Consider the following 26,053-nt stretch of genomic DNA (forward strand, 5'->3'; position numbering starts at 1 on the left):
TGAAATCCGTACAATAGAGTCTTTCCCGAATAACAGAGACAACATGATGAAGCTCACTCGCCTTGCATTGCTGTGCACCCTCTTCACCCCAGCGGTTTTTGCCGCACCGTTAACCATTGATACTTATAACCCGCAGGAGAAAGGTATTTTCGCAGTCTCCTCGACGCTGGTCTCCGGGCCGACAGAGGCTGTGCTGTTTGACGCACAGTTCAGCGTGAAAGACGGTGAAGCGCTGGTGGAAAAAATCCGCCGCACCGGCAAAACCCTCAACAAGATTGTGATCACTTCCGGCGATCCGGATTTCTACTTCGGCCTGCAGCCGCTGGTCAGCGCTTTCCCGAATGCCAAAGTGGTTGCCACGCAACAGGTCGTTGATCATATCAACGCCACGAAAGAGGCCAAGCTCGCCTTCTGGGGACCCCAGATGAAAGACGGCGCGCCCGCTAAACTTGTGGTGCCGCAGGTCATTGCCTCAAACACTTTTATGATTGACGGCGAGAAGGTCGATATCGAAGAGCCTGAAAGCTACGCGGCGTACGTGTGGATCCCGTCGACCAAAACGATTCTGGGCGGCACCGGCGTCTCCTGGGGGATTCACGTCTGGACGGCGGATACGCAAACCAAAGCCAGCCGTCAGCAATGGCAGCAGACGCTGGAGAATATGGCCGCGCATCAGCCAGAGCGCGTGATCCCGGGGCATTATCTCGGTACGCCGCCAGCCGGTACCGGGGCCATAGACTTTACCAAAGCTTATCTGGCCCAGTTTGAGAAAACCCTGGAGGAGCATAAAGACTCCGCAGGCGCGATCGCTGCAATGAAAAAAGTGTACCCCGCGCTTGCAGAAGAGAGCTCGCTTGAGCTGAGCGCCAAAGTGAATACCGGCGAGATGAAATGGTAATGAACTGAATACCTCCTGCTATATTTATTTTTTTATAGCAGGAGGAAATGATGACTTCGTCAGTTCGCGGTATTGACCACATTGGTATTACGGTTCCTGATATTGAACAGGCCACCCTCTTTTTTAAACAGGCATTCGACGCAACGGTTTTATACCACTCGGTTGACCCCGGCAGTGAAAATATTGACCATGATGCGCAGGAAAAAACATTAAGGTTATTTCCCGGCACAAAAATCCGCGCCATCCGTATGCTGGCTATGCCACACGGCCCGGGCGTTGAGCTGTTCGAAATGCACGGCCCTGAACAGGGGCACCCCGCCCGCGCCAGCGACTTTGGCCTCCAGCACTTTGCCGTGTATGTGGATGATTTTAAAAAAGCCATCTCCGCCTTCACCGCCGCAGGGGGAGAAATGTTTACCCAACCCAAGCCGCTCACGTTCCCGGCTGAACAGGGCGACGGCAATGCTTTCTGCTATGGCCAGACCCCGTGGGGAAGCGTGGTGGAATTGATCTCCTGGCCCTCTCCGATGCCTTTTGAAAAAACGACAAAATTACGCCGTTGGAAACCCTGAATTTTAATTCTGTGCTATGGAAAATGATATTTTTATTTCCAGGACGAATCTGAGCCACAACGCGAAAAATATTTGTCACTCTGTTTGTGAATTAAGATTTTGCAAGCCGTAACATTAAACAGACAACGACACGGAGGCAGCATGTTTACTTATTATCCGGCACACACCACAGCAGCTCAGCCCGAACTGGTCAACGCAATCGCGCAGGGTCTTCACGCCGAGCACGGTGCTGTTACTGAAGATGACATTTTGATGGAACTGACCCGGTGGGTGGAAGCCACAGACAATGACATCCTCAGTGACATCTACCAGCAGACCATTAACTATGTTGTCAGCGGGCGTAATGCCCCGTTGTAAAAATCTGCTATGCTGGATCTGCAACCTAAGGGGTTACATTTCGTTTGCGTAAGCAAACTTGTCCTTAAAACTATCAACAGGATTGAGGAGTAAATATGAAATCGAACCGTCAGGCACGCCACATTCTGGGGCTGGACTACAAACTCTCTAACCAGCGTAAAGTGGTGATTGAGGGCGACAGCGAGAAGCAAGTCACCCACGCTACCGGCAGAAAACGCCACGCAGGTAAGTAAGTCCCGTTAAGGATCCACAACACCATCGGTCACCCCGGTGGTGTTTTTTTTATGGTTTGCGGTAATTACCATTTACCTCCTTTATAATACCGCCCGACCCCACCCCGCAGCACAGGCCAGAAAGATGACAAACAGCAGTGTCAGGGACGGATCTTCAAAAAAGAGTGAGTGACATGGACAACAAACTGAAAAAACATCGTTCCTTATATATCCCTTATGCCGGACCGGTTTTACTGGAATTCCCCCTGCTGAACAAAGGCAGCGCTTTCAGCATGGAAGAGCGCAGCAGCTTTAACCTGCTCGGTCTGCTTCCGGAAGTGGTAGAAACCATTGAAGAACAGGCGGATCGCGCCTGGATCCAGTACCAGGGTTTCAAAACGGAAATCGACAAACATATCTACCTGCGTAATATCCAGGACACCAACGAAACCCTTTTCTACCGTCTGGTACAGAACCATCTCGAAGAGATGATGCCGGTGATCTACACCCCAACGGTGGGCGCGGCGTGTGAACGCTTCTCCGAGATCTACCGCCGCTCGCGTGGCGTCTTCATCTCCTGGCCTAACCGTCACAATATGGACGACATTCTGCAGAACGTGCCGAACCACAACATCAAAGTGATTGTGGTGACCGACGGCGAACGTATTCTGGGCCTTGGCGACCAGGGCATCGGCGGAATGGGGATCCCTATCGGGAAACTTTCGTTATATACCGCCTGCGGGGGCATCAGCCCGGCGTATACCCTGCCGGTCGTACTGGATGTCGGCACGAATAACCAGCAGCTGCTGAGCGACCCGCTGTATATGGGCTGGCGTCATCCGCGCATTACGGATGATGAGTATTATCAGTTTGTTGACGATTTCATTCAGGCCGTGAAGCAACGCTGGCCGGACGTGTTGCTGCAGTTCGAAGACTTTGCGCAGAAAAACGCCATGCCGTTGCTCAACCGCTACCGCGATGAAATCTGCTCGTTCAACGACGACATTCAGGGCACGGCGGCGGTCACCGTCGGCACGCTGATCGCCGCCAGCCGCGCGGCAGGCAGCCAGCTGAGCTATCAAAAAATCGTCTTCCTCGGCGCGGGTTCTGCGGGCTGTGGTATCGCCGAGCAGATCATCGCCCAGACGCAGCGCGAAGGCTTAAGCGAAGAGCTGGCCCGCTCGCGCGTCTTTATGGTCGACCGCTTTGGCCTGTTGACCGACGGCATGCCAAACCTGCTGCCGTTCCAGACCAAACTGGTACAGAAAAAAGACGCGCTGAAAAACTGGGATACGGACAATGAAGTGCTTTCCCTGCTGGACGTGGTGCGCAACGTTAAGCCGGATATTTTGATCGGCGTGTCCGGTCAGACGGGTCTCTTCACGGAGGAGATCATTCGCGAGATGCATAAACACTGCGAACGTCCTATCGTCATGCCGCTGTCCAACCCGACATCCCGTGTGGAGGCCACCCCGCAGGACATCATCGCATGGACCGAAGGCAATGCGCTGGTTGCCACCGGCAGCCCGTTCGAGCCGGTGCTGTGGAAAGACAAACTTTACCCTATCGCCCAGTGCAACAACTCCTATATCTTCCCGGGGATTGGCCTTGGCGTTATCGCCTCTGGCGCGTCGCGCATCACCGACGAGATGCTAATGTCGGCGAGCGAAACGCTGGCGAAGCACTCTCCGCTGGTGAACAACGGCGAAGGTCTGGTTCTGCCGGAGCTGAAGGACATTCAGACTGTGTCACGTGCCATCGCATTCGCGGTAGGCAAAATGGCGCAGCAGCAGGGTGTGGCGGTGAATACCTCTGCCGATGCGCTGCAGCAGGCCATCGACGATAATTACTGGAAGCCGGAATACCGCAGCTATCGTCGTACTTCAATTTGATCTGCGCTCCGACCTGGCCCTCTCCCTGTGGGAGAGGATCAGGGCACCCGATCGCAGTGCAGCCTAATCGCCCGGTGGCGCTTCGCTTACCGGGCCTACGGGCCAGATGTTCTCCCTTCCCCTGTGGCAGAGATCCCCACTAGCCAAACGTGCGTTCCCCCGCTACACTCCTCTCATCCATTAACTAACTGAATATATAAGGAGGCCTGTTATGCTGTACTGTGAAATTTTCAATTTTTCACATACTCTTGGTGATCGCATTTGCTCAGGCGTTATCGATATCGTGCTGCGATAACTTCGGCTTGAGCGAAGACACTACCCCCCTGAATCCCTTCTCTCGGGCTTACTGAGTTATCGTCAGCGATGTTTGACGAGGCATAAACATGCCTGTAACTCCTGGGTAAGCAACAATGAGCACACTACTCACTGCACAATCTTTACGTGTTGATACGGCGTTTGGCACGCTCTTCGACGCACTCTCCTTTACGCTGAAAAAAGGCGACCGCATTGGTCTGCTGGGCGATAACGGCTGCGGCAAAAGCACGCTTTTGAAGATCCTCGACGGCACGGATTCCCCTGCCGCTGGCAGCGTCTCTCTCGCCGGGCATTGCCTGGTGGCGCGCATCGAGCAACATCTTCCAGAGAGCCTGTTTCCGCTGACCATGCTGGACGCGGTTCTGGCGCAGCTTGCGCAGAGCGAGCGCGAAAGCCTGCGCTGGAGGGCCGAAACGCTGCTGGCCAGCATGGGCTTCTCTGCGCAGGATATGGCCTTGCAATCCGCCACGCTGAGTGGCGGGCAGCATACCCGCCTGCTGCTGGCGCGGGCGTTGATACGCGAGCCGGACCTGCTGCTCCTGGACGAGCCGAGTAACCACCTCGATCTGCCCACCATGCTGTGGCTTGAACAGTTCCTGCAAAACTGGTCCGGCAGCTTTGTGCTGGTCTCCCACGACAGACAGCTGCTGGATGCCGTCACGAACGGCAGCTGGATCCTGCGGGATAAAACGCTCCACCATTTCGCGCTTCCCTGCACCGCCGCGCGTCGGGCGCTGGTAACAAAAGACGAAAGCGATGCACAGCGTTTTAAGGCGGAACAAAAGGAGATCGACCGCGTCGCCGCCAGCGCTAAACGGCTGGCGACCTGGGGCAAGGTGTACGACAACGAGGATCTGGCCCGTAAAGCGAAACAGATGGAAAAACAGGTCGAGCGGCTGAAAGAGAGCCAGACGGAGGTCACGGCGGGCAGCCAGTGGACCTTGACCCTGCGCGGCGACGCGCTGCGGGCTGACCGTCTGCTGGAGATGGAAAACCTTGAGGTACCGCCTGCACCGGGGCTTCCGGCGCTGTTCAGCGTCGAGGCGGCCAGGCTTAAAAGCGGCGACCGGGTGGCGATTGTGGGACGTAACGGCTGCGGTAAATCATCGCTGATGAAGCTTATCTGGCGACATTTTCGCGGTGAACTGACGGACGCGAGGCTGAAACTTCATCCCCGCGTATCGCCAGGTTACTACGACCAGACGCTGCATCAGCTGCCGGACGCGGCATCTCTGCTGGATGCGCTGGAGCCGTTTGCGCCCGATCCCCACAACCGCAAAATGGCGCTTATCAGCGCCGGGTTCCCGTGGGCGCGTCACGGGCAGAAAGTCAGTACGCTGAGCGGCGGTGAGCGTTCTCGCCTGTTGTTCGTTGGCCTGACGCTTGCCCGCTATAGCCTGCTGATGCTGGATGAGCCGACCAACCACCTGGACATGGAAGGCAAAGAGGCGCTTGCCGACACCCTGCAACAGTTTGCAGGCGGCGTGCTGTTAGTCAGCCACGATCGTCAGTTAATCAGTCAAAGCTGCAACCGGTTCTGGCTGATAGAGGACGGTATGCTGACCGAATGGCACGATGCCGACGCGGTGTTTGCGCGTCTGCGTGAAGCGTCGGGTATCGCCCCTCAGGCGGCGTCATCCCGGCCTGCGGAACAGACGCTTTCATCAGCAGATGATCTGCTTGAACGGCTGGTTACGCTGGAGACGCTGCTTGAAGAGGATCTGGCGCGTAAGCCAAAGCATCAAAAGCCGCAGCTACAGGCACAGTGGCGTAAAGAAATTGAGGTGATAGAAGCACAGCTGTAAGTCTGCGCCCGGCGGTAGCCTCGCCGGGCCCATTTTTTTACTGCGGGTTTTTCGCTTTCCAGGCATCCCACGCCTGTTTGATCTCCTGCTTCGCGGTGTCGGCATCGTTGAAACCGCTCAGCTCCACCTTTTTACGCCCTTCCGGTAATTGCTTGTAGACCCTGAAAAAGGCCTCAAGGCGCTGTACCTCGATTTTTGGCAGATCGCTTAGCGCGTGAATATCGTCGTAGGTAGGGTCAATTTTGCTCGCCGGTACCGCAACGATTTTGTCATCCTTATCTCCGCCATCCACCATCTTCAGCACGCCAATCGCCCGCAGCTTGATCAGCGTGCCCGGTGCCATTGGCGCACGGGTATAAAAAATGACGTCCAGCGGATCGCCATCCCCCGCCAGAGACTGGGTCAGCGAGCCGTAGTTTGCCGGATAGGCCACAGGCATCGACTGAAAACGATCGGCCACGATAAAGCCGGTTTTAGCGTCGGTTTCATATTTAACGATCCCGCCCGCCGGAATTTCGGTCACGGCGTAGAATTCTTCGGGGGCGTTTTCCGGCTGAGGAAATTCGAGAATATTTTGTGCCTGAACGGAGGCAGACAGAAGAACGCTGATTGCGATAAGTTTTTTCACCAGATGCATTGTCTTTTAACTCTTCGGTTATCAAGAAGACAACACGTTACGTTTGGTACATGACAGAACCATGACGTTTTTTTGGCACTTTTTTGGCCCCCTGATTATGGCTGGATCGCTGTATTCTTAATCTGAAATCGGATGAAAGTATGACAATCTGTTGCGGCCGCCTTGCATTACCGCACTAAACTCTTAATCCTTAATGGGTATCACACCTGCAATGCAGATGCACATCATGAACAAGGAGAAACAGATGAAAGCTGCTGTCGTAACTCAGGATCATCAGGTAAACGTCACCGAAAAAACCTTACGCCTTCTCAAGCACGGCGAAGCGCTGCTGAAAATGGAATGCTGTGGAGTGTGCCATACCGATCTTCACGTTAAGAACGGTGATTTTGGCGATAAGACCGGCGTCATTCTCGGCCATGAAGGAATTGGTATCGTCAAAGAGATTGGCCCGGGCGTGAACTCGCTTAAGGTTGGCGACCGCGCGAGCGTGGCATGGTTCTTCGAAGGCTGCGGGCACTGCGAATACTGTAACGCCGGCAACGAGACCCTATGCCGCAGCGTGAAAAATGCCGGTTACTCGGTTGATGGCGGTATGGCAGAAGAGTGCATCGTCACGGCGGATTACGCGGTCAAAGTCCCGGACGGACTGGATTCCGCTGCGGCCAGCAGCATCACCTGCGCGGGCGTCACTACCTATAAAGCCGTAAAAATGTCGACAATCAAACCCGGCCAGTGGATTGCGATTTACGGCCTGGGCGGTCTGGGCAACCTTGCGCTGCAGTATGCTAAAAACGTCTTCAACGCGAAGGTGATCGCCATTGATGTGAATGACGAGCAGCTGAAGCTGGCTGCCAGCATGGGTGCAGACCTGACCATCAACTCGCGTAACGAAGACGCGGCAAAAGTGATTCAGGAGAAAACCGGCGGCGCACATGCTGCGGTGGTGACGGCGGTCGCGAAAGCGGCGTTTAACTCTGCGGTTGACGCCGTGCGTGCCGGTGGCCGCGTGGTGGCCGTTGGCCTGCCGCCAGAAGCGATGAGCCTTGATATTCCTCGCCTGGTGCTCGACGGCATTCAGGTCGTGGGCTCGCTGGTTGGCACCCGTCAGGACCTGGTTGAAGCCTTCCAGTTCGCGGCGGAAGGTAAAGTGGTGCCAAAAGTAACGATGCGTCCGCTGGAAGATATCAATGCCATCTTCAAAGAGATGGAGCAAGGCCAGATCCGTGGCCGTATGGTAATTGATTTACGCGCGTAAGCGTCTGATGCCGGGCGGCGGCCTCGCCTGCCCGGCCTGTTATGAAGACCGTCTGTCGGAAATCCACTCCTGCACTTCAATCTGAAACGTGTCCGGCGCTTTGCGGTACATCTTGCGCGCAAGATCCAGAATGGTGTGGCGCGATAACTCCTCCTCCATCCTCTGCTGCGCGCTGTCCATCACAGAACGCACGCCGCAAGGACCGTCGCACACCCACGCGGGCGGCGTTTCGTCAAACACGGCCAGCCGCTGGCGTACTTCGCGGCACTCAAACATGTTTTTTTCACCATCGATGGCGTGCGCCACATCCAGGACGGAGATCAGCTCTGCGGGCCGCGCCAGCTTAAATCCCCCGCCCTTGCCTTCCGTACTGATCACCAGCCCGGCGCGCGACAGGCGCGTGAAGATTTTACCGAGATAGTCATAAGGAACGCCCTGCAGGGCCGCCATCTCCCGGACGCTCATCTCTCGCTCGCACCCTTTCGCATCCACCATGCACATCAGGCTGTGAATGCCGTATTCCACACCGGAACTGTAAAACGCCATGATTAACTCCGAAGTCATTTATCCGGGTCATTATAGCGACGTTCCACATGATAAACACCGCCATCGTCACCGCATCTGACTAACCTTCTGATTTCAGGCACCATTTAAATTTAACTCAGAAAGAAGTTGTCGCAGTTAACTCAGACAAGTATAGTTGCAGTTATGTCAGACACTCAGCCTGACGACCAGAAGGATCGAAGATGAAAAAGCAGATTTTAATTGTGGGTAGTGGTTTTTCCGGTATGTGGGCTGCGGTCAGTGCCGCTCGCCTGTCCGCGCTAACGGGGAATAACGCTCTGTCGATTGCCGTTCTGGCGCCCGTCGCGGAGTTGCGCGTTCGTCCCCGCTTTTATGAAGAAAAGGTCGCCACGCTGGTTGCGCCGCTGAGCGATCTCTTTGCCGAACTGGACATTGAATTCATTGCGGGTAGCGCAGAACGTATTGATGCAAATAATAAAAGCGTTGTCTGGCGCGATGCGAATGGCCAGGAAATGACCCTGAGCTATGAGCGCCTGGTGCTGGCAACGGGTAGCCAGACCAAACGTCCACCGATTGCCGGGCTGGCTGAATATGCGTTTGATATCGACCAGCTGGAATCCGCTCAGGTCTTTGAGCAGCACCTTGATTCACTGGTTGCGCGCCCTTCGACGCCCGAGCGTAACACCGTTGTGGTCTGCGGCGGTGGTTTTACCGGTATCGAACTGGCGACCGAACTGCCTGCCCGTCTTCACGCCCGTTTCGGTAACGAGACAACGACTAAAGTTATCGTAGTTGAACGCGGCTCGGCGATCGGCGGCCGCTACAGCGAAGCCCTGCGCAACACCATCGAAGCCGCCAGCGAAGAGCTGGGCATTGAGTGGCGTTTGAACAGTGAAATTGAAGCCATCGACGCCGGTGGCGTCACGCTGAAAAACGGCGAGCGTATCGCATCTGCTACCGTTGTCTGGACGGCAGGCGTTGAGGCAAACACCCTTAGCCAGCATATTGACGGCGAGCGCGACAGCCAGGGGCGTCTTGTCGTTAACGAAAACCTTCAGGTTCCCGCCCACCCGGATATATACGCCACGGGCGATATGGCACATGCCAAAACCGACGACGTGGGCAACACGGCGCTGATGACCTGCCAGCACGCCATTCAGCTCGGCAAGTTTGCGGGTCATAACGCCGCGGCCAGCCTGCTTAATCAGCCGCCGCTGCCTTACCGTCAGGTGAACTATGTGACCTGTCTTGATTTAGGGGGCTGGGGCGCGGTCTACACCGAAGGCTGGGAGCAGGAGGTGAAATCCGTGCGTGATGAGGCGAAGAAGATCAAAATCGCTATCACTAACGAGCTGATTTATCCGCCTGCGGCAGACCGCAGCGTCGCGTTTGCGGCGGCCGATCCGCTGGCGAAATTTGTGTAGGGAATATCCCGTCAGGCTAGCGCCCGCGCGTTAGCCTGCGTACGTTTGGCCTTCTGATAGCCGTAGAGCAACAGCGACACCATCGCGGAAAACGATAGCAAGGCCGCAGGTAGCGTAACGTAGCTCCAGCTAAAGCCGAGCGTGATCATCATCCCGCCAAAATATGCGCCAATTGCGCTGCCCAGATTAAACGCCATCTGGCCTCCCGCCGCCCCGAGCAGTTCGCCCCCCTTCGCATTTTGCAGCAGCAGGATCTGCAGCGGCGCAGAGAGCGCAAACAAACCGGCACAGCAGATGAACCCCATCGTCAGCGAAGCGGTCTGATGCTCGCCAAACGCGAAGAGCAGCAGCAGCGAGGCGACAATCACCAGATCGGTTGTAGCGGCAATCCGTAACGGGCTAAAGCGGCCGGAGAGTTTCCCGCTCATCAGGTTGCCCAGCACCATGCCAAGCCCCATCAGCATCATAATCGCCGTCATTCCCCCTTCGGAGAAACCGGAAACGTTGAGCATAAAAGGCTTCACGAAGCTAAACCAGGCAAACACCCCGGCGTTGCCAAACATGGTGGCGGCAAAAATCAGCCAGGGTTCCGGGCGCTTCAAAAAATGAAACTGTTCGGTCAACCGGGCAGCGGTTTTATCGTGGATAGTGGGCACCCACAGCAGCACGGAGAGAATAACCAGCGCATCGAACAAGGCAATCAGGAAGAAGGTATAACGCCAGCTGAATGCATGTCCGAGCCAGGTTCCCAGCGGTACGCCCACCAGGTTGGCAACGGTCATCCCGGCAATCATCCCCGCGACCGCGACCGTTACCTTCCCCGGCGGCGCGATTTTCGACAGCACAATCGCCCCCACGCCAAAGATGGCACCATGAGGGAAACCGGAAATCAAACGTCCCATCGCCAGACCATACCAGGAGGATGAGAACGCAAAAATGGCGTTGCCGATTGCGCACATCGCCACCAGAAACAGCAGCGTGGATTTCAGCGAGAACTTGCTGGAAAAGAGCGCCACAATCGGTGCGCCAATCACCACGCCGAAGGCGTAGAACGAAATCATGTTTCCGGCGGACGGAATAGATATTCCGGTGTCGTGCGCCAGTTCGGTGAGCACGCCCATAATGCCAAACTCGGCCATCCCCAGGCCAAACGTACCCAGTGCCAGCGAAAATATTGTTTTTTTCATACCGCAACCGCAAATAAATGAGAGGCAGCGAGCATTATTGACCAAACTGGTATGGTGAGCCAGTTCAAAACCGATCTCTGACACGTTAATCCATTTATTCAGGTCGATTACACTTCAGGTGGGTCCGCAAGAGGATGACAAGTATGGTCAGCAAAAAGAACGCGAGCAAAGTGGTTGATGACGCGACGAAAACACCGCTTAAAACGAAAGAGTATGAAAAAGAGCTGCGCCGCCTGCACGTAGAGCTGGTGAAGCTTCAGCAGTGGGTGGTGAGCAAAGGGTTGAAAGTCTGTATCGTGTTTGAGGGGCGAGACGGCGCAGGCAAAGGGGGAACCATCAAGGCCATCACCGAGCGCGTTAGCCCCCGGGTATTCCGGGTTGTCGCCCTACCATCTCCCACAGAAAAGGAGAAGAGCCAGCTCTACTTGCAGCGTTACGTCTCCCACCTGCCCTCGGCGGGTGAAATCGTCATCTTCGATCGCAGCTGGTATAACCGCGCGGGCGTTGAGCGCGTGATGGGTTTTTGCACCCCGGAACAGGTGGAAAAGTTTCTTGATGGCACGCCGGTTATGGAAAAAGCGATGGTTGATGCGGGGATCATCTTACTGAAATACTGGCTTGAAGTGACGCCAAAAGAGCAGGAGCGCCGCCTGCGCGACCGTATTAACGACGGACGGAAAACCTGGAAACTGTCGCCGATGGACATTAAATCGTTCAATCTATGGGATGAGTATACGGTCGCGCGCGACGAGATGTTCAAAGCCACCGACACCGCCTGGGCACCGTGGTTCGTCGCCCGGTCGGAGGATAAAAAACGCGTGCGGTTAAATATTATTTCGCATCTGCTTTCCCAGATCCCCTATAAAGACCTGCATATCGAAACGCTGGATTTACCGAAGCGTAAAATAGGTAAGGTAAAGCCGACAAAATACCCGTTCAGGTATGTAGAAGAACGATTTTAACCGCGGTCTGAAAGCAAAACGCCGCCGGTCGAAACCGGCGGATCGCTTTCCCTTATGAGAAGCAGATTGGAAAGTGAATGACCCTGAAAATCACGGCTGACGTTGTCTCCCATCACTGGTACGATATCAATCTCTTTGCCAGCCCCTTATACGTACATCGCTATGAATGACATTCGCATTGGCTATGCCCGATGTTCAACTGACTGCCAGCATTTGACCTTACAGCAGGACGCCCTGCTCACCCTGGGGGAGCAATCATGAGGTTCAGATATTTAGCCCTGACGGGAATCATTATGCTGACCGGTGCCTCAGCGATCTTACTTCCTGGTATATTTTCACGACTCAACGACACACCTGAAATAAGTTATTACAAAGATCATCCCGATCTGACTTATAGCGTATTTAGCGGTTGTAAGTCTGACCCGGCCAATATAGATGAGTGTTATGCGGCTTATAATGCGGCTGTGTTTCTGGCCGACTCAGCAGACTGCAGCGCTCAGGGGAAAGAGATAAAACGTAGATTTAAGCGGCTTGTCGAACATGCTAAAGCAGAAATTATCACAAACGAAATTAACGCTGACTGTCATACGAACAAAACGAAATCCTTTTTTGCACAATTGATGGCGGGAAGCAAATAAAGCAAAACGCCGCCGGTCGAAACCGGCGGCGTTTAACACTATTTGAGCCCTTTGGTGCTCTCTTCTTTCGCTTCCTGACGTTCAACGTCGCGGTACCAGCGCGGGTGGTGTTTCTGCGCCCAGCGGCGGCTCACCTTACCTTCAATCATCCCCTTAATCGACCCTTTCACCCAGAAAGCCATATACATATGGATCAGGATGGCGTGGATCAGGATGATGGCCGAGGTCGCGTGGATCAGCAGCGCATAGCGAACCCACTGGATCGGGAAATAAGGCGCAAAGTACGGACGCCAGATGATCACGCCGGTCACCAGCAGCACGAAAATCATGCTCATGATGGTCCAGAACATCAACTTTTGTCCGGCGTTATATTTGCCGACTTTGGCGACCTTATGCTCGTTGCCTTTCAGAACTTCGATAATCCCCTTAACCCACGGAATGTCCTGCTTATCCGGGATGTTGTGGTGTACGAAGCGTACGAACATAAACATCAGCACCACGAAAATCAGCACGCCAAAGAACGGGTGCAGAATGCGCCCCATCTGCGGTGTACCAAAGGTTTCCGTCAGCCACTGCAGCGTCGGGAAGAAGAACGAAATCCCCGATACTGCCACCAAGAAGAAGCAGATCACCACCGTCCAGTGACAGGCGCGGTCGATAAATTTCGTGCGCACAATCATCTTTGACTTACTCATGATGCTCCTCCTCGTCGTCATCCACCTCTTTATTCGGACCAATGCCGATATAGTGATAAATCAGTCCGGCAAAGGTGGCGATAAAGCCCGCCGCGGAGAGCGGCTTGAGCGCCCCTTTCCACAGGTTGATCGAGGTGTCGATCGCCGGATCTTTCGGCAGATTGTGGTACAGCTCCGGCTGGTCGTTGTGGTGCAGTACATACATCACGTGCGTTCCGCCTACGCCCTGCGGGTTATACACGCCTGCGTTTTCGTAGCCGCGCGCTTTTAATTTATCGACGCGTTGCTGCGCCACTTCCAGCATCTCGGTTTTGGTCCCGAAGTGAATGGCCCCGGTCGGGCAGGTCTTCACGCAGGCAGGTTCCTGCCCGACGCTGACGCGATCCACGCACAGGGTACATTTATAGACCCGGTTATCCTCTTTATTGAGGCGCGGGACGTTAAACGGACAGCCCGCGATGCAGTAGCCGCAGCCGATACAGTTGTCCTGCTGGAAATCCACGATGCCGTTGGCGTACTGAATAATCGCACCGGCAGACGGGCAGGCCTTAAGGCAGCCCGGATCTTCACAGTGCATACAGCCGTCTTTACGGATAAGCCACTCCAGCTTGCCGTTCTGTTCGGTTTCGCTAAAGCGCATCACCGTCCAGGATTTGGCGCTCAGATCGGCCGGGTTATCGTAGACCCCAACGCAGTGACCCACTTCATCACGAATGTCGTTCCACTCTGAACATGCCACCTGGCAGGCTTTACAGCCCACGCAGGAGGAGACATCGATAAGCTTGGCAACTTCAGCCTTGTAATCCCGCCCGCGAGGCGCGGGCGTGATAGGGTTAGTCGCGGAGCGTTTGATAATGTCTTGTGTTTCCATCGCCATTTAATCGCTCCTTACGCTTTCTCGATGTTGACCAGAAACGCTTTGTACTCCGGCGTTTGCGAGTTGGAATCGCCGACGTTAGGCGTCAGGGTATTGGCGATGTAGCCCTTCTGCGCTACGCCTTCAAAGCCCCAGTGCAGCGGAATACCGACGGTTTCCACCTGCTGGCCATGCACGTTCAGGCTCTGCAGACGGCGGGTCACCACCGCAACGGCGCGAATAAAGCCGCGCTTGCTGCTGACCTTCACGCGATCGCCGTTGGCAATCCCCTTCGCTTTCGCCAGCGTCTCGCTGATCTCCACAAACTGTTCCGGCTGCGCGATGGCGTTAAGCCGCGCGTGCTTGGTCCAGGTGTGGAAATGCTCGGTCAGGCGGTAGGTAGTCCCCACGTACGGGAACTTGTCCTTCTTGCCTAAACGCAGCACGTCGTCTTCGTAGATACGCACCACCGGGCTGGACACCACGTTCGGGTGCAGCGGGTTGGTGCCCAGCGGCGTTTCCATCGGCTCGTAGTGTTCCGGGAACGGCCCTTCAGCCAGCTTGTCGAGGGCAAACAGACGCCCCAGCCCTTCCGGCTGCATGATGAACGGCCCGGTTTTGCTGCCCGGCGCGGCGGTGTTGAAGTCCGGGATATCGTTCCCCGTCCACTTCGAACCGTTCCACTCGATCAGCATACGTTTTGGATCCCACGGCTTGCCGTTGATGTCCGCAGACGCACGGTTGTAGAGCACGCGACGGTTAAGCGGCCACGCCCATGCCCAGCCCAGCGTATTGCCAAGGCCTGACGGGTCGGCGTTATCGCGGTTAGCCATCTGGTTACCCTGCTCGGTCCAGCTGCCGGCATAAATCCAGCACGAAGAGGCCGTGGTGCCGTCATCACGCAGCAGCGCGAAGCTGTTCAGCAGCTGGCCTTTCTTCGCCAGCAGGTTGCCGTTAGCGTCATAGAGATCCGCCAGCGCAACGCCGTTGTTCTCTTTGGCCACTTCCTCTGACTCAGGATGGTCCGGCTGCTTGTAGCTCCAGCTCATCTTCAGCAGCGGCTCAGCGCCTTTGCCGCCTTCCGTGCGATACATTTCGCGCAGACGATGGTAAATGCCCGCCAGAATTTCGCCGTCGTTACGAGCTTCACCCGGTGCATCCTGGCCTTTCCAGTGCCACTGCAGCCAGCGACCAGAGTTGGCAATAGAGCCATCCTCTTCCGCGAAGCAGGTAGACGGCAGGCGGAACACTTCGGTCTGAATCGAGGCCGGATCGACGTCGTTGGATTCCCCGTGGTTCTGCCAGAAGGTCGAGGTTTCGGTCACCAGCGGATCGATAACCACCATGTACTTCAGCTTGCTCAGGCTGCGGACCACTTTGTTTTTGTCCGGGAACGATGCAACAGGGTTAAAGCCCTGGCAGATGTAGCCCGTGACGTTGCCTTTATCCATCATGTTGAAATACTTGATGACGTCGTAGGCCTGGTCCCATTTCGGCAGCCACTCAAAGCCCCAGTCGTTCTCTTTCTGCGCCGCATCGCCGTAGAAGGATTTCATCAGGCTGACGGCGAACTTCGGATAGTTACTCCAGTAGTTCACCTGATCCGGCAGCGTGGCTTTTGGCGTATTCGCCGTGAGCCAGGTCTGGAAGTCAGTCTGTTTTTCTGACGGCAGCGTCAGGTAGCCGGGCAGGCTGGTCGACAGCAGGCCGAGATCGGTCAGGCCTTGAATGTTGGAGTGACCACGCAGCGCGTTCACGCCGCCACCGGCCATCCCCATGTTGCCGAGCAGCAGCTGGATCATCGCCATGGTGCGGATGTTCTGCGCGCCCACGGTGTGCTGTGTCCAGCCAAGGGCATACAGGAACGTGGTGGTTCTGTCTGCTGCACTGGTAGATGCCAGCACTTCACACACTTTCAGGAAATCTGCTTTTGGCGTACCGCAGATATTTTCAACCACATCCGGCGTGTAGCGGGACACGTGCTGTTTCAGCATATTCCACACGCAGCGCGGATCGGTCAGGGTATCGTCGCGTTTCGCGTAGCCGTTTTCGTCGAACTGGTAGTTCCAGGAGGACTTATCGTACTGACGTTTTTCCGCGTCATAGCCGCTGAACAGGCCGTCTTCGAAGGCAAAATCTTCCCGCACCAGCAGGCCGGCGTTGGTGTAATGCTTAACGTATTCAGCGTTAATTTTGTTGTTTTCGATCAGGTACAACAGCACGCCAGACAGGAACGTAATGTCCGTACCGGAGCGGATTGGCGCATAAATATCGGCCACCGATGCCGTACGCGTAAAGCGCGGATCGACGACGATAAGCGTCGCATCGTTGTTGTTTTTCGCTTCCATCGCCCAGCGGAATCCCACCGGATGGGCCTCAGCGGCGTTACCGCCCATGACCACGACGACGTTGGCGTTTTTGATATCAACCCAGTGGTTGGTCATCGCACCGCGACCAAATGTTGGAGCAAGACTTGCTACCGTTGGTCCGTGTCAGACGCGCGCCTGGTTGTCTACTGCCAGCATGCCGAGAGAGCGCACAAATTTTTGCGTCAGCATGCCGGTTTCATTGCTTGCCGCGGATGCACAAAGCATCCCGGTGGAAAGCCAGCGGTTAACCGTGACGCCCTGCTCGTTCTTTTCAATAAAGTTGGCGTCGCGGTCGGCTTTCATTAATTTTGCAATGCGGGTGAACGCGTCATCCCAGGAGATACGCTGCCATTTGTCAGAACCTGGCGCGCGGTACTCCGGATAGCGCAGACGGTTTTCGCTGTGAACGTAGTCCAGCAGCCCCGCGCCTTTCGGGCAAAGTGCCCCACGGCTCACCGGATGATCCGGATCCCCTTCAATATGATAAATCGCTTCTTTGGCGTTTTTTGCGCCATCACCCAGGCTATACATCAATAGCCCACAACCCACGGAGCAGTATGTGCAGGTGTTACGGATCTCTTTGGCGCGCAGCAGTTTAAAGTTGCGCGCCTGAGCCAGTGCCATTTTGGGAGCGAATCCCAACGCAGCGACTGTTGTCCCGGCCATACCGCCCGCGCAGATTTTGAAAAATTGTCTGCGGCTGACGTCCATTGCTGTCCTCGTTTACTTTTGAGAATTCGCGCCGCAAGCTAACAGCAAAGTCCCTGTTTTTTTTGCGTCAAATCAAGTACACCTTATTTAGCCCCCTAAATAGTCATGGTCGTTGAGTTTATGTACTCCTTAGGGGCTACTTTGCACGCACATTATTCGCAAGGTGAATGGAATCGATGTTATAACTTTTCCCTTTGAATATAAGAACACTGGCGAAGAAATGGACAGAAAGAGAGCGACGCTCACAGGACTGGCGGCAATACTGTTATGGAGCACCATGGTCGGGCTGATTCGCAGCGTAAGCGAAGCGCTGGGGCCGGTGGGCGGCGCGGCAATGATTTACACCGTGAGCGGTCTGTTATGTCTGGTCACGGTGGGTTTTCCCGATGTAAGACGCTTTTCCCCGCGCTATCTTATTGCCGGGAGCGTGCTGTTCGTCAGCTATGAAATTTGCCTGGCCCTGTCGCTGGGTTACGCCGCCACGCGTTCGCAGGCCATCGAAGTGGGGATGGTCAATTATCTGTGGCCGAGCCTGACGATTGTGTTTGCGATTTTGTTCAACGGCCAAAAATCGACTCTGTGGGTGATCCCCGGCCTGGCCCTCTCCCTGCTGGGTGTGAGCTGGGTATTAGGCGGCGAACAGGGATTACAGGTTGATGAAATCCTCCGCAATATTACCTCCAGCCCGCTGAGTTATGCCCTGGCCTTCTCCGGGGCATTTATCTGGGCGGCTTACTGCACCGTAACCAGCAAATATGCCGGCGGGAAAAACGGTATTACCCTTTTCGTGTTGCTGACGGCGCTCAGTTTGTGGATCAAATATGCCCTCAGCGATCAGCCAGAAATGATGTTCAGCGTGCCGGTAGTGATGAAGCTATTACTCTGTGGCGTCGCGCTGGGTTTTGGCTACGCTGCCTGGAATGTCGGTATTCTGCACGGTAATGTGACCCTGCTCGCCGCCGCCTCCTATTTTACGCCGGTATTGTCCTCCGCGCTGGCGGCCGCCCTGTTAAGCGCACCGCTCTCCTTCGCCTTTTGGCAGGGCGCGGTGATGGTGTGCGTCGGGTCATTGTTGTGCTGGCACGCCACGCGAAAAGCAAAAGTCTGACCCACCCGTTTCGATATTTGCCCTCCAAGCCAGCTTATCAAGCTGGCTTTTTGAACTGCTATACCCCGGGCTGTTCGCTCCCTGCGGCACGGCGCAGCCAGTTTTGCAGCAGCTTGCCGTCTTCGGTCATGTCCGTGTCAGACCGCACACACAGGTAGTAATCTCGCCCGTCGTCGATCGGCGCATTGAAAATTTTCACCAGCTCACCGCTCTCAAGATAAGGCGCAATCAGCGGCTCGCGCATCAGCGCACAGCCCAGCCCGGCCTGCACACCCGCGAGCGTCAGCAAGCCATCCTCAAACATCGGGCCGCTGCGGCGTGGGGGACGCTTTACGCCCTGCTGAACAAACCACTGCTGCCAGGTGGATCGCTCCTCATCGTGCAGCAACGGCATTTGCAGAAGCTGCTCTGGGGTGTCGATATGCCCGTGAATGCGTAAAAATGCGCGGCTGCACACCGGGACCATTTGTCCTGAAATCAACTTTTCACTTTGATAGCCCGCCCACTGCCCGTTGCCGAAGCGGATCGACATATCCGAGGCATCGCTCAGGTAGTTGCGATGGTTGGCATACACCACGTTGATTTCGGTTTGCGGATTCGCCCGCATAAACGCCGGCAGGCGTGGAATAAACCAGCCCATGCCGAACAGCGGGATCAGGCTGATGGTGACTTGGCGCGTTTGCGACTGTTCAACCAGATGTTCCGTCGCCTGACGCAGCACGTTAAATGCCGCGCGGATGGAACGGTAGTAATCGCGTCCCTGCTGGCTCAGCACCAGCTTCCTTCCCTGGCGCTCGGTCAGGGGCATCTGGAGATACCCTTCCAGCACCTTCAACTGATGGCTCACGGCGGAGGGCGAAATATCCAGCTCCTGCGCGGCCTGCGTTACGCTTCCCAGCCGGGCAATGGCTTCAAAGGCACGAACGGCACGCAGCGGCGGATCGTTTGCCAGACGGCTTTCACCATCGGCGGGCGCAGCGTTCAATTGTTCTGTTTTATTCATATATTGATTTCTTTAGGCTTTTTACCCCGTCATGGGCTTTCAATATAGTTATGCAAATCATAAAGATAAAACAATACCGGTTTATCATAAGAAATAATTTATCTGTATTTTACAATTTTATTCATTTGTTGGATGGTAGCCGCTGAAAGAGCAATTTGTCGGGTACGAACGTTGGACACACTCATACAACAACTGATCAACGGTGTGATGCTGGGAAGCATCTACGCGCTGATCGCGCTGGGCTATACCATGGTGTATGGCATTTTGCGCATTATTAACTTTGCCCACGGCGATATTCTGATGGTTGGCGCGCTTACCACGCTCTCCGCCCTCAACGCCCTGAACACAACCTTCCCGCACATGCCGCAGCTGCTGCAGCTCGGCTTTGCCCTGTCGATTGCCATGGCGGTTTGCGCCCTGCTGGCCATGGCGGTAGAACGCTTCGCCTATCGCCGCCTGCGCAACGCGCCGCGCCTGGCGCCGCTGATCTCCGGGATTGGCGTCTCCGTATTACTGCAAACGGTGGCGATGATTATCTGGACGCGTAATCCGCTGATGTTCCCGCAGATCCTGCCCATGGACCCCATTGCCATCACCGCCGGTAGCGAAGCGCATCCCCCTGCCATTATCACCGTAACGGGGATTGTCACCGTCGCACTGGCGCTGATCGTGATGATCGGGCTGTGGCTGCTGGTGGAATACACCCGGCTCGGGCGCGGCATGCGGGCGGTTGCTGAAAACCCACGCGTCGCCACGCTGATGGGGGTCAATCCAAATGCCATTATTACGCTGACCTTTGCCATCGGCGGTATGTTTGCCGCACTGGCGGGCGTGATGATGGCCAGCAACTACGGCAACGCCAGCTTCTCGATGGGCTTTTTGCCGGGCATTAAAGCCTTTACCGCGGCGGTACTCGGCGGGATTGGCAATATACGCGGCGCGATGATCGGCGGGATCTTGCTCGGCGTCATCGAAGCGCTGGGTGCAGGCTACCTCGGTGAACTCACTGACGGCGTGTTCGGCAGTAATTATCAGGACGTGTTTGCCTTCATCGTGCTGATTCTGGTGCTGGTCTTCCGCCCGGCTGGTTTACTTGGTGAGCGCGTGGCGCACAGAGCGTAAGGGAAACGATGACAACCATACCACTACCTACACCCGCCGCGACGCGCAAATTCTGGTCCGGCATGACGCTGTTCTGCCTTGCTCTGCTGGTAGCGCCCGTCGTTGCCACCCAACTCGGCGGTAACTACTGGGTGCGCGTGATCGATTTCGCGCTGCTCTACATCATGCTGGCGCTGGGGCTGAATATCGTCGTCGGCTACACCGGCCTGCTGGATATGGGCTTTATTGCCTTTTACGCGGTCGGGGCGTATCTCGCCGCGCTGTTGGCTTCTCCGCATCTGCTGGAGGTGTTCCCGATCCTCGCCGTCTGGTTCCCCGACGGACTGCACACATCCTATCTGCTGATCATCCCCATCGCCGCACTGGTTGCGGCGGTGTGCGGCATCGTTCTCGGCGCGCCGACGCTGAAGCTGCGCGGCGACTATCTGGCCATTGTGACCCTCGGCTTCGGGGAGATCATCCGTATCCTGATGCGCAACCTTGACCGCCCGGTGAACATCACCAACGGCGCTAAGGGCATTACCGGCGTTGATACCCTGAACCTGTTTGGCCTGAAGTTTAGCGGCGTATACCACTGGTTCGGCGTGAAGGTGCCTGCCCTGTGGCTGTGGTACTACCTGCTGATGCTGGTGATCGTGGGGATTATCTTCGTCTGCCTGCGTCTGCAGCATTCGCGCATTGGCCGCGCCTGGCACGCCATCCGTGAAGACGAGGACGTCGCCCGGGCGATGGGCATTAACGTGCGCAACTACAAGCTGCTGGCCTTTGCGATGGGTGCCTCGTTTGGCGGCGTAGCGGGCGCGTTGTTTGGCGCGTTTCAGGGATTCGTCTCGCCGGAATCCTTCACCCTTCAGGAGTCCATTGCCGTGCTGGCGATGGTGGTGCTCGGCGGGATGGGACACATCCCGGGCGTGATCCTCGGCGCGGTACTGTTAACCGCCCTGCCGGAGCTGCTGCGCAGCCAGGCGGCACCCGTGCAACAGGCGCTGTTCGGAACGGTACTCATCGATCCCGAAGTGTTACGCCAGCTGTTTTACGGACTGGCGCTGGTGCTGGTCATGCTCGTTCGTCCGTCCGGCATCTGGCCGGTACGTCATAAGGAGGTGAAAGCATGAGCCTGTTAACCGTGCGCAACATGTCCAAACGTTTTGGCGGTCTGACCGCGGTCGATAACGTCTCGCTCTCTATTAACCGGGGCGAGATCTACGGCCTGATTGGCCCTAACGGCGCGGGAAAAACCACCTGCTTCAACCTGATCACCGGGCTTTACCCGGCCGACAGCGGTGAATTTTTCATTGCGGACAAACCCTATTACCCGAAACAGATCGAGAAAGTGACCGCCGCAGGGATCGCCAGAACCTTCCAGAACGTGCGCCTGTTTAACGACATGTCGGTGCTTGAAAACGTGATGGTCGGGCGGCATGTGCGCACCCGCAACGGACTATGGGCGGCGCTGAGCCGTCACAAACGCGCCCGCGCGGAAGAAGCACAAACTCGTGAACAGGCCTGGCACTGGCTGGAATACACCGGTATTGCGAAGTATGCCCACTACCGCGCCTGCGATCTGGCCTATGGACACCAGCGTCGACTCGAAATCGCACGCGCTATGGCAACAGACCCGCAGTTGCTGGCGCTGGATGAACCCGCCGCCGGAATGAATGCGACGGAAAAAGTCGCTCTGGGCGAGCTGTTAATCCGCATCCGCGACGACGGCAAAACGCTGCTGATGATTGAACACGACGTCAAGCTGGTCATGGGCATCTGCGACCGCCTGACGGTCCTCGACTATGGCAAAACGCTCGCCAGCGGTACGCCGGAAAGCGTGCGACGCGATCCGGCAGTTATTGCGGCCTGGCTTGGAGGCAACGCCCATGTCTGAACTTCTTAAGGTCGAACGCCTCGACGTGCATTACGGCGGCATTCAGGCAGTACGCGATGTCTCCTTCACCTTGCACGACGGTGAGCAGGCCACGCTTATCGGCGCAAATGGCGCCGGTAAAAGTTCCACCGTTCGCGCCATTACCGGGCTGGAACGCTTTACCGGCACCATCACCTTTAATGGCAAAAATGTCCGCAAACAGAAACCCGAAGCCCTGCTGCGCGACGGCCTGGTGATGGTTCCCGAAGGGCGCGGCATCTTCGCCCGAATGACGGTACTGGAAAATTTGCAGATGGGTGCCTGGCTGAGAAGTGACAGCGTCACCGTTAAGCGCGAAATGAACGAGATTTTTGACCGTTTCCCGCGTCTCGGTGAACGCCAGCACCAGCTGGCGGGCCTGCTCTCCGGCGGGGAGCAACAGCTGCTGGCACTGAACCGCGCCCTGCTCAGCCGCCCGCGGCTGCTGATCCTCGACGAGCCGTCAATGGGGCTTGCGCCGAAGATGGTTGAACACATTTTTGCCGTCATCGCCGGGCTGCGCGAACGCGGCGTTGCACTGCTGCTTATCGAACAGAATGCCCGTCTGGCGCTTGAGGTCACGGACAGCGCATGGGTGATGGACAGCGGCAGCATTGTGCATCGCGGTGAGTCTCACGCGCTGCTCAATGATGACCAGATTGCACACATTTATTTGGGCGAAATGCCCGTTTAACAACACCAACCAACATCAGGGAAAACAATGAAAACAGTAAAAATCAGTGCGCTTAGCGCCGCTATTCTGCTCAGCGGTTTTGCCTCTACCGGCGGATGGGCAGCAAACAGCGAAACCGTGGTCATTGGCCTGGCGGGGCCGTTAACCGGGCCGTCTGCCCGTATCGGGAAAGATCTCGAAAACGGCGCGCAGCTGGCTATTGATGATATCAACAAACAGCACCCGACCATCGGCGGCAAAGCCGTGACCTTTAAGCTGCAGTCCGAAGATGACCAGTCCGACCCGCGTACCGCCGTTGCCGTGGCGCAGCGTCTGGTCGACAGCGGCGTGGCGGGCGTGGTCGGCCACTGGAATACCGGCACCAGCATTCCGGCAGCGCGGGTCTATCACGACGCGGGTATCGCGCAGGTTGCCCCGGTCGCAACCGGTCATGCCTATACCAAACAGGGCTTTGACACCAGCTTCCGCGTGATGGGTCACGACGATGACGGCGGCCAGTTTGCCGGTCAATACGCAGTCAATACCCTGAAAGCGAAACGCATTGCGGTGATCGACGACCGTACCGCCTTTGGTCAGGGTCTGGCGGACGAATTCATTAAATCGCTGGATGCACAGGGCGTGAAGATCGTTGACCGCCAGTATGTCGACGATAAAACCGTCGATTTCAGCGCCGTGCTGACCGCCATTCGCAGTAAAAATGCCGACCTGATCTTCTTCGGCGGCGTGGACAGCCAGGCCGCCCCGCTGGCGCGACGCATCAAACAGCTGGGCATGAAGGCCACCCTGATGGGCGCGGGCGGCTTCGTCAGCCAGACCTTCCTGCAGCTGGCGCAAAAAGAGGGTGAAGGCGTTGTGGCGCTGGAGCCGGGCCTGCCGGTCGAGCAGATGCCGGGCGGTAAAGCCTTCGAGCAGGCGTACCAGTCCCGCTATCACACCCATATTGAACTGCATGCGCCGTTTGCCTATGACGCCACCCGCGTGCTGGTTGCCGCCATGGAAAAAGCGGACTCGGTCGATCCTGCCGACTATCTGCCTGCCCTGCGCGCCATCAGCTATTCCGGCGTAACCGGACAAATCGCGTTTGATAAAGAAGGCAATCTGACCTCGCCGTCATTCACCGTTTACAAAGTTGTCGATGGGAAATGGCAGCCGCAAACCGTGCTCGGCGGCGCGAAATCCAGATAACCGCAGTGAGGCAATGTGATGAGTGATAATAATGAGCTGGGCATTCTTGCCCGCCGCAAAATTGAAGCAGAAATTATTAAGCCAATTTATGAAATCCTGGTGCGCGAGATTGGTAAAACCCGCGCGCAGGCCGTTATTGGCGAGGCCATTGAGCAGGCCGCCATCAACGCGGGCAAAGAATTTGCCAGCAAGGAACCGCGCGGCGCAGATGTGAAAAGCTTTATCGCCCTGCAGTATCTGTGGGAGAAGGACAACGCGCTGGACGTGAAGGTCCTCGACGCCGACGAGACGCAGTACAACTATAACGTCACCCGCTGCCGTTACGCCGAGATGTATCACGAGATGGGGCTGGGAGAGATTGGTCATCTGCTCTCCTGCGCGCGCGATGAGAAGTTTATCGTCGGCTATGCGCCGGACGTGGAACTGACCCGCACCACCACCATCATGCAGGGCGGCTCGTGCTGTGACTTCCGCTACCGCAGCAAAAAGGACAACGCATGATCCGGGTTAACGCCGAACGACTCTGGTCGACGCTGGAGATGATGGCGCAGATCGGCGGCACTCCCGCCGGAGGCGTCACCCGCCTGGCGTTAAGCGAGGAAGATCGCATTGCGCGCAACTTGCTGCGCGACTGGGCGCTGGAGGCGGGCTTCACCTGTGACGTTGACAGCATGGGCAACATGTTTATCCGTCGCGCGGGTAAAAACCCGTCGCTTGCCCCGGTCATGACCGGATCGCATGTGGATTCGCAGCCGCTCGGCGGCAATTACGACGGTATTTACGGCGTGCTGGCCGGACTGGAACTGCTGCGCACCCTGAACGATAACGCGATTGAAACCGAGCGCGACATCGTGCTGGTGAACTGGACCAACGAAGAAGGCGCGCGCTTCGCCCCGGCGATGCTGGCCTCCGGCGTCTGGGCAGGCCAGCTCTCGGAAGACTTTGCTTACGCCAGGATGGACAACCAGCGGGTCACCGTTCGCGAGGCGCTCGAAGCGATTGGCTATCGTGGCGAACGCCCTGCCCGCGCGTTTCCGGTTCACGCCTGCTATGAGTTGCATATTGAGCAGGGGCCGATTCTCGAAGAGGAAGAGATCGACATCGGCCTGGTGCGGGCGGCCATGGGTCAGCGCTGGTTTACGGTAACGCTCGACGGTTTTGCCGCCCATGCGGGAACGACGCCGATGCACAGCCGCCGCGATGCGGTCATCGCCTTCGCCGGGCTGGCGCTGAACGTGGAGGAGATCGGGTATCAATTTGCACCGGACGGACGTGCCACCATCGGCATGGTGCAGGTCACGCCGAACTCGCGTAACGTTGTCCCTTCACGAGTAGTATGCAGCGTGGAGTTTCGCCACCCTTCACAGGACGCGCTCGACGCTATGGAAGCCGCTCTGTATGAGGCGACGAAAAACCTGGCCGCTCGCGGCGTGACGGCCAACGTCGAGCGCATCTTCGACTATGCGCCCATCGCCTTTAACGAAGCCTGTCTGGCCCGTACGGAAAATGCCGTCGCCGCGCTGGGCTATTCGTCAAAGTCGATGGTCTCCGGCGCCGGACACGACACCTGCTACGTCAGCAAGGTGGCCCCCGCCAGCATGATCTTCATTCCGTGCGTGAAAGGCATCAGCCATAACGAAGCAGAAAAGATCCTGCCGACGTGGTCAGAGAAAGGGGCCAACGTGCTGTTGCACAGCGTGTTGGCCGCCGCGCTGGAAAAATAAACCGGGTGAC

25 protein-coding genes and 1 pseudogene are annotated in these 26,053 nt (G+C 56.6%); 19 read left to right on the forward strand and 7 right to left on the reverse strand.

Annotation, left to right across the window (positions count from 1 at the left end):
• Positions 1-46: 46 nt before the first annotated feature.
• The 6 genes from QLG21_RS11325 (at position 47) to QLG21_RS11350 (ending at position 6,051) form a co-directional block, all read left to right on the forward strand.
• Entirely contained in the window at positions 47-898 is an 852-nt protein-coding gene (locus tag QLG21_RS11325; protein ID WP_282484541.1) for a Vmh family MBL fold metallo-hydrolase, read from the forward strand.
• A 50-nt stretch (positions 899-948) separates the two neighbouring features.
• Positions 949-1,470, forward strand: a complete 522-nt coding sequence (locus QLG21_RS11330) for a VOC family protein (RefSeq protein ID WP_101737698.1) — start codon at positions 949-951, stop codon at positions 1,468-1,470.
• Between the two features lie 141 nt (positions 1,471-1,611).
• Complete coding sequence (gene bdm / locus QLG21_RS11335; RefSeq protein WP_042319838.1) at positions 1,612-1,827, forward strand: biofilm-dependent modulation protein; 216 nt, start codon at positions 1,612-1,614, stop codon at positions 1,825-1,827.
• Between the two features lie 95 nt (positions 1,828-1,922).
• Positions 1,923-2,060: a stationary-phase-induced ribosome-associated protein gene (sra, locus tag QLG21_RS11340; RefSeq protein WP_006175351.1), complete on the forward strand. Its 138-nt coding sequence runs from the start codon at positions 1,923-1,925 to the stop codon at positions 2,058-2,060.
• A gap of 173 nt (positions 2,061-2,233) precedes the next feature.
• A complete protein-coding gene (locus tag QLG21_RS11345) occupies positions 2,234-3,931 on the forward strand; it encodes an NAD-dependent malic enzyme (RefSeq protein WP_088209124.1) in 1,698 nt (565 codons plus the stop codon).
• Between the two features lie 410 nt (positions 3,932-4,341).
• Positions 4,342-6,051, forward strand: a complete 1,710-nt coding sequence (locus QLG21_RS11350; protein WP_282484429.1) for an ABC-F family ATP-binding cassette domain-containing protein — start codon at positions 4,342-4,344, stop codon at positions 6,049-6,051.
• A gap of 37 nt (positions 6,052-6,088) precedes the next feature.
• On the opposite strand, the gene QLG21_RS11355 is transcribed toward QLG21_RS11350, so the two are convergent.
• Positions 6,089-6,688: an inorganic diphosphatase gene (locus QLG21_RS11355; protein WP_282484430.1), complete on the reverse strand. Its 600-nt coding sequence runs from the start codon at positions 6,686-6,688 to the stop codon at positions 6,089-6,091.
• A 244-nt stretch (positions 6,689-6,932) separates the two neighbouring features.
• On the opposite strand from QLG21_RS11355, the gene adhP reads away from it, so the two are divergent.
• Positions 6,933-7,943 carry an alcohol dehydrogenase AdhP gene (gene adhP, locus QLG21_RS11360; protein ID WP_282484431.1) on the forward strand — a complete coding sequence of 337 codons (1,011 nt, stop codon included), beginning with the start codon at positions 6,933-6,935 and terminating at the stop codon, positions 7,941-7,943.
• 39 nt (positions 7,944-7,982) lie between these two features.
• Here adhP and QLG21_RS11365 read toward each other — a convergent pair whose 3' ends face one another.
• A complete protein-coding gene (locus QLG21_RS11365) occupies positions 7,983-8,489 on the reverse strand; it encodes an Rrf2 family transcriptional regulator (protein WP_058608824.1) in 507 nt (168 codons plus the stop codon).
• A gap of 200 nt (positions 8,490-8,689) precedes the next feature.
• Here QLG21_RS11365 and QLG21_RS11370 point away from each other — a divergent pair, with 200 nt between their 5' ends.
• Positions 8,690-9,892, forward strand: coding sequence for an NAD(P)/FAD-dependent oxidoreductase (locus tag QLG21_RS11370; protein WP_282484432.1), 1,203 nt, complete (start codon positions 8,690-8,692; stop codon positions 9,890-9,892).
• Between the two features lie 11 nt (positions 9,893-9,903).
• On the opposite strand, the gene araJ is transcribed toward QLG21_RS11370, so the two are convergent.
• On the reverse strand, positions 9,904-11,079 hold the full coding sequence (gene araJ / locus QLG21_RS11375) for an MFS transporter AraJ (RefSeq protein ID WP_058608758.1): 1,176 nt from the start codon (positions 11,077-11,079) through the stop codon (positions 9,904-9,906).
• Between the two features lie 143 nt (positions 11,080-11,222).
• Here araJ and ppk2 point away from each other — a divergent pair, with 143 nt between their 5' ends.
• From ppk2 to QLG21_RS11390, 3 genes and pseudogenes are all read left to right on the forward strand, one after another.
• On the forward strand, positions 11,223-12,041 hold the full coding sequence (gene ppk2 / locus QLG21_RS11380) for a polyphosphate kinase 2 (RefSeq protein ID WP_282484433.1): 819 nt from the start codon (positions 11,223-11,225) through the stop codon (positions 12,039-12,041).
• A 162-nt stretch (positions 12,042-12,203) separates the two neighbouring features.
• A pseudogene (locus QLG21_RS11385) lies at positions 12,204-12,290 on the forward strand (recombinase family protein); the annotation flags it as partial.
• Between the two features lie 44 nt (positions 12,291-12,334).
• The gene (locus QLG21_RS11390) at positions 12,335-12,679 is read left to right on the forward strand and encodes a hypothetical protein (RefSeq protein WP_127463522.1); all 345 of its coding nucleotides are present in this window, start codon (positions 12,335-12,337) and stop codon (positions 12,677-12,679) included.
• A gap of 38 nt (positions 12,680-12,717) precedes the next feature.
• Here QLG21_RS11390 and fdnI read toward each other — a convergent pair whose 3' ends face one another.
• The 3 genes from fdnI to fdnG are packed head-to-tail and all read right to left on the reverse strand — an operon-like array spanning position 12,718 to position 17,310.
• Complete coding sequence (gene fdnI, locus QLG21_RS11395) at positions 12,718-13,374, reverse strand: formate dehydrogenase-N subunit gamma (RefSeq protein ID WP_282484434.1); 657 nt, start codon at positions 13,372-13,374, stop codon at positions 12,718-12,720.
• Positions 13,367-14,251, reverse strand: coding sequence for a formate dehydrogenase subunit beta (gene fdxH, locus QLG21_RS11400; protein WP_006175370.1), 885 nt, complete (start codon positions 14,249-14,251; stop codon positions 13,367-13,369). Before fdxH ends, fdnI begins: the two co-directional genes overlap by 8 nt.
• A gap of 11 nt (positions 14,252-14,262) precedes the next feature.
• A complete protein-coding gene (fdnG, locus tag QLG21_RS11405; protein ID WP_282484435.1) occupies positions 14,263-17,310 on the reverse strand; it encodes a formate dehydrogenase-N subunit alpha in 3,048 nt (1,015 codons plus the stop codon).
• Between the two features lie 220 nt (positions 17,311-17,530).
• Between fdnG and yddG the strand changes: the two genes are divergently transcribed.
• On the forward strand, positions 17,531-18,418 hold the full coding sequence (yddG, locus tag QLG21_RS11410; RefSeq protein ID WP_282484436.1) for an aromatic amino acid DMT transporter YddG: 888 nt from the start codon (positions 17,531-17,533) through the stop codon (positions 18,416-18,418).
• Between the two features lie 58 nt (positions 18,419-18,476).
• Here the strand turns inward: yddG and QLG21_RS11415 are convergent, their stop codons facing one another.
• A complete protein-coding gene (locus QLG21_RS11415) occupies positions 18,477-19,421 on the reverse strand; it encodes a LysR substrate-binding domain-containing protein (protein ID WP_282484437.1) in 945 nt (314 codons plus the stop codon).
• Positions 19,422-19,592: 171 nt separating this feature from the next.
• On the opposite strand from QLG21_RS11415, the gene QLG21_RS11420 reads away from it, so the two are divergent.
• The 7 genes from QLG21_RS11420 to QLG21_RS11450 are packed head-to-tail and all read left to right on the forward strand — an operon-like array spanning position 19,593 to position 26,043.
• Positions 19,593-20,543: a branched-chain amino acid ABC transporter permease gene (locus QLG21_RS11420; protein ID WP_042319846.1), complete on the forward strand. Its 951-nt coding sequence runs from the start codon at positions 19,593-19,595 to the stop codon at positions 20,541-20,543.
• 8 nt (positions 20,544-20,551) lie between these two features.
• Complete coding sequence (locus tag QLG21_RS11425) at positions 20,552-21,658, forward strand: ABC transporter ATP-binding protein (protein WP_137848642.1); 1,107 nt, start codon at positions 20,552-20,554, stop codon at positions 21,656-21,658.
• Positions 21,655-22,422, forward strand: coding sequence for an ABC transporter ATP-binding protein (locus tag QLG21_RS11430; protein WP_102890898.1), 768 nt, complete (start codon positions 21,655-21,657; stop codon positions 22,420-22,422). Before QLG21_RS11425 ends, QLG21_RS11430 begins: the two co-directional genes overlap by 4 nt.
• Positions 22,415-23,134, forward strand: a complete 720-nt coding sequence (locus QLG21_RS11435) for an ABC transporter ATP-binding protein (RefSeq protein WP_137273152.1) — start codon at positions 22,415-22,417, stop codon at positions 23,132-23,134. Before QLG21_RS11430 ends, QLG21_RS11435 begins: the two co-directional genes overlap by 8 nt.
• A 27-nt stretch (positions 23,135-23,161) precedes the next feature.
• Positions 23,162-24,319, forward strand: coding sequence for a branched-chain amino acid ABC transporter substrate-binding protein (locus tag QLG21_RS11440; RefSeq protein WP_137848643.1), 1,158 nt, complete (start codon positions 23,162-23,164; stop codon positions 24,317-24,319).
• Between the two features lie 18 nt (positions 24,320-24,337).
• Complete coding sequence (locus tag QLG21_RS11445) at positions 24,338-24,820, forward strand: L-2-amino-thiazoline-4-carboxylic acid hydrolase (protein ID WP_282484438.1); 483 nt, start codon at positions 24,338-24,340, stop codon at positions 24,818-24,820.
• Complete coding sequence (locus QLG21_RS11450; RefSeq protein ID WP_282484439.1) at positions 24,817-26,043, forward strand: Zn-dependent hydrolase; 1,227 nt, start codon at positions 24,817-24,819, stop codon at positions 26,041-26,043. Before QLG21_RS11445 ends, QLG21_RS11450 begins: the two co-directional genes overlap by 4 nt.
• The last annotated feature ends 10 nt before the right edge of the window (positions 26,044-26,053 follow it).

Source organism: Enterobacter sp. V87_3 (assembly GCF_029967835.1).
In the GTDB taxonomy this organism is placed as follows: Bacteria; Pseudomonadota; Gammaproteobacteria; order Enterobacterales; family Enterobacteriaceae; genus Enterobacter; species Enterobacter cancerogenus.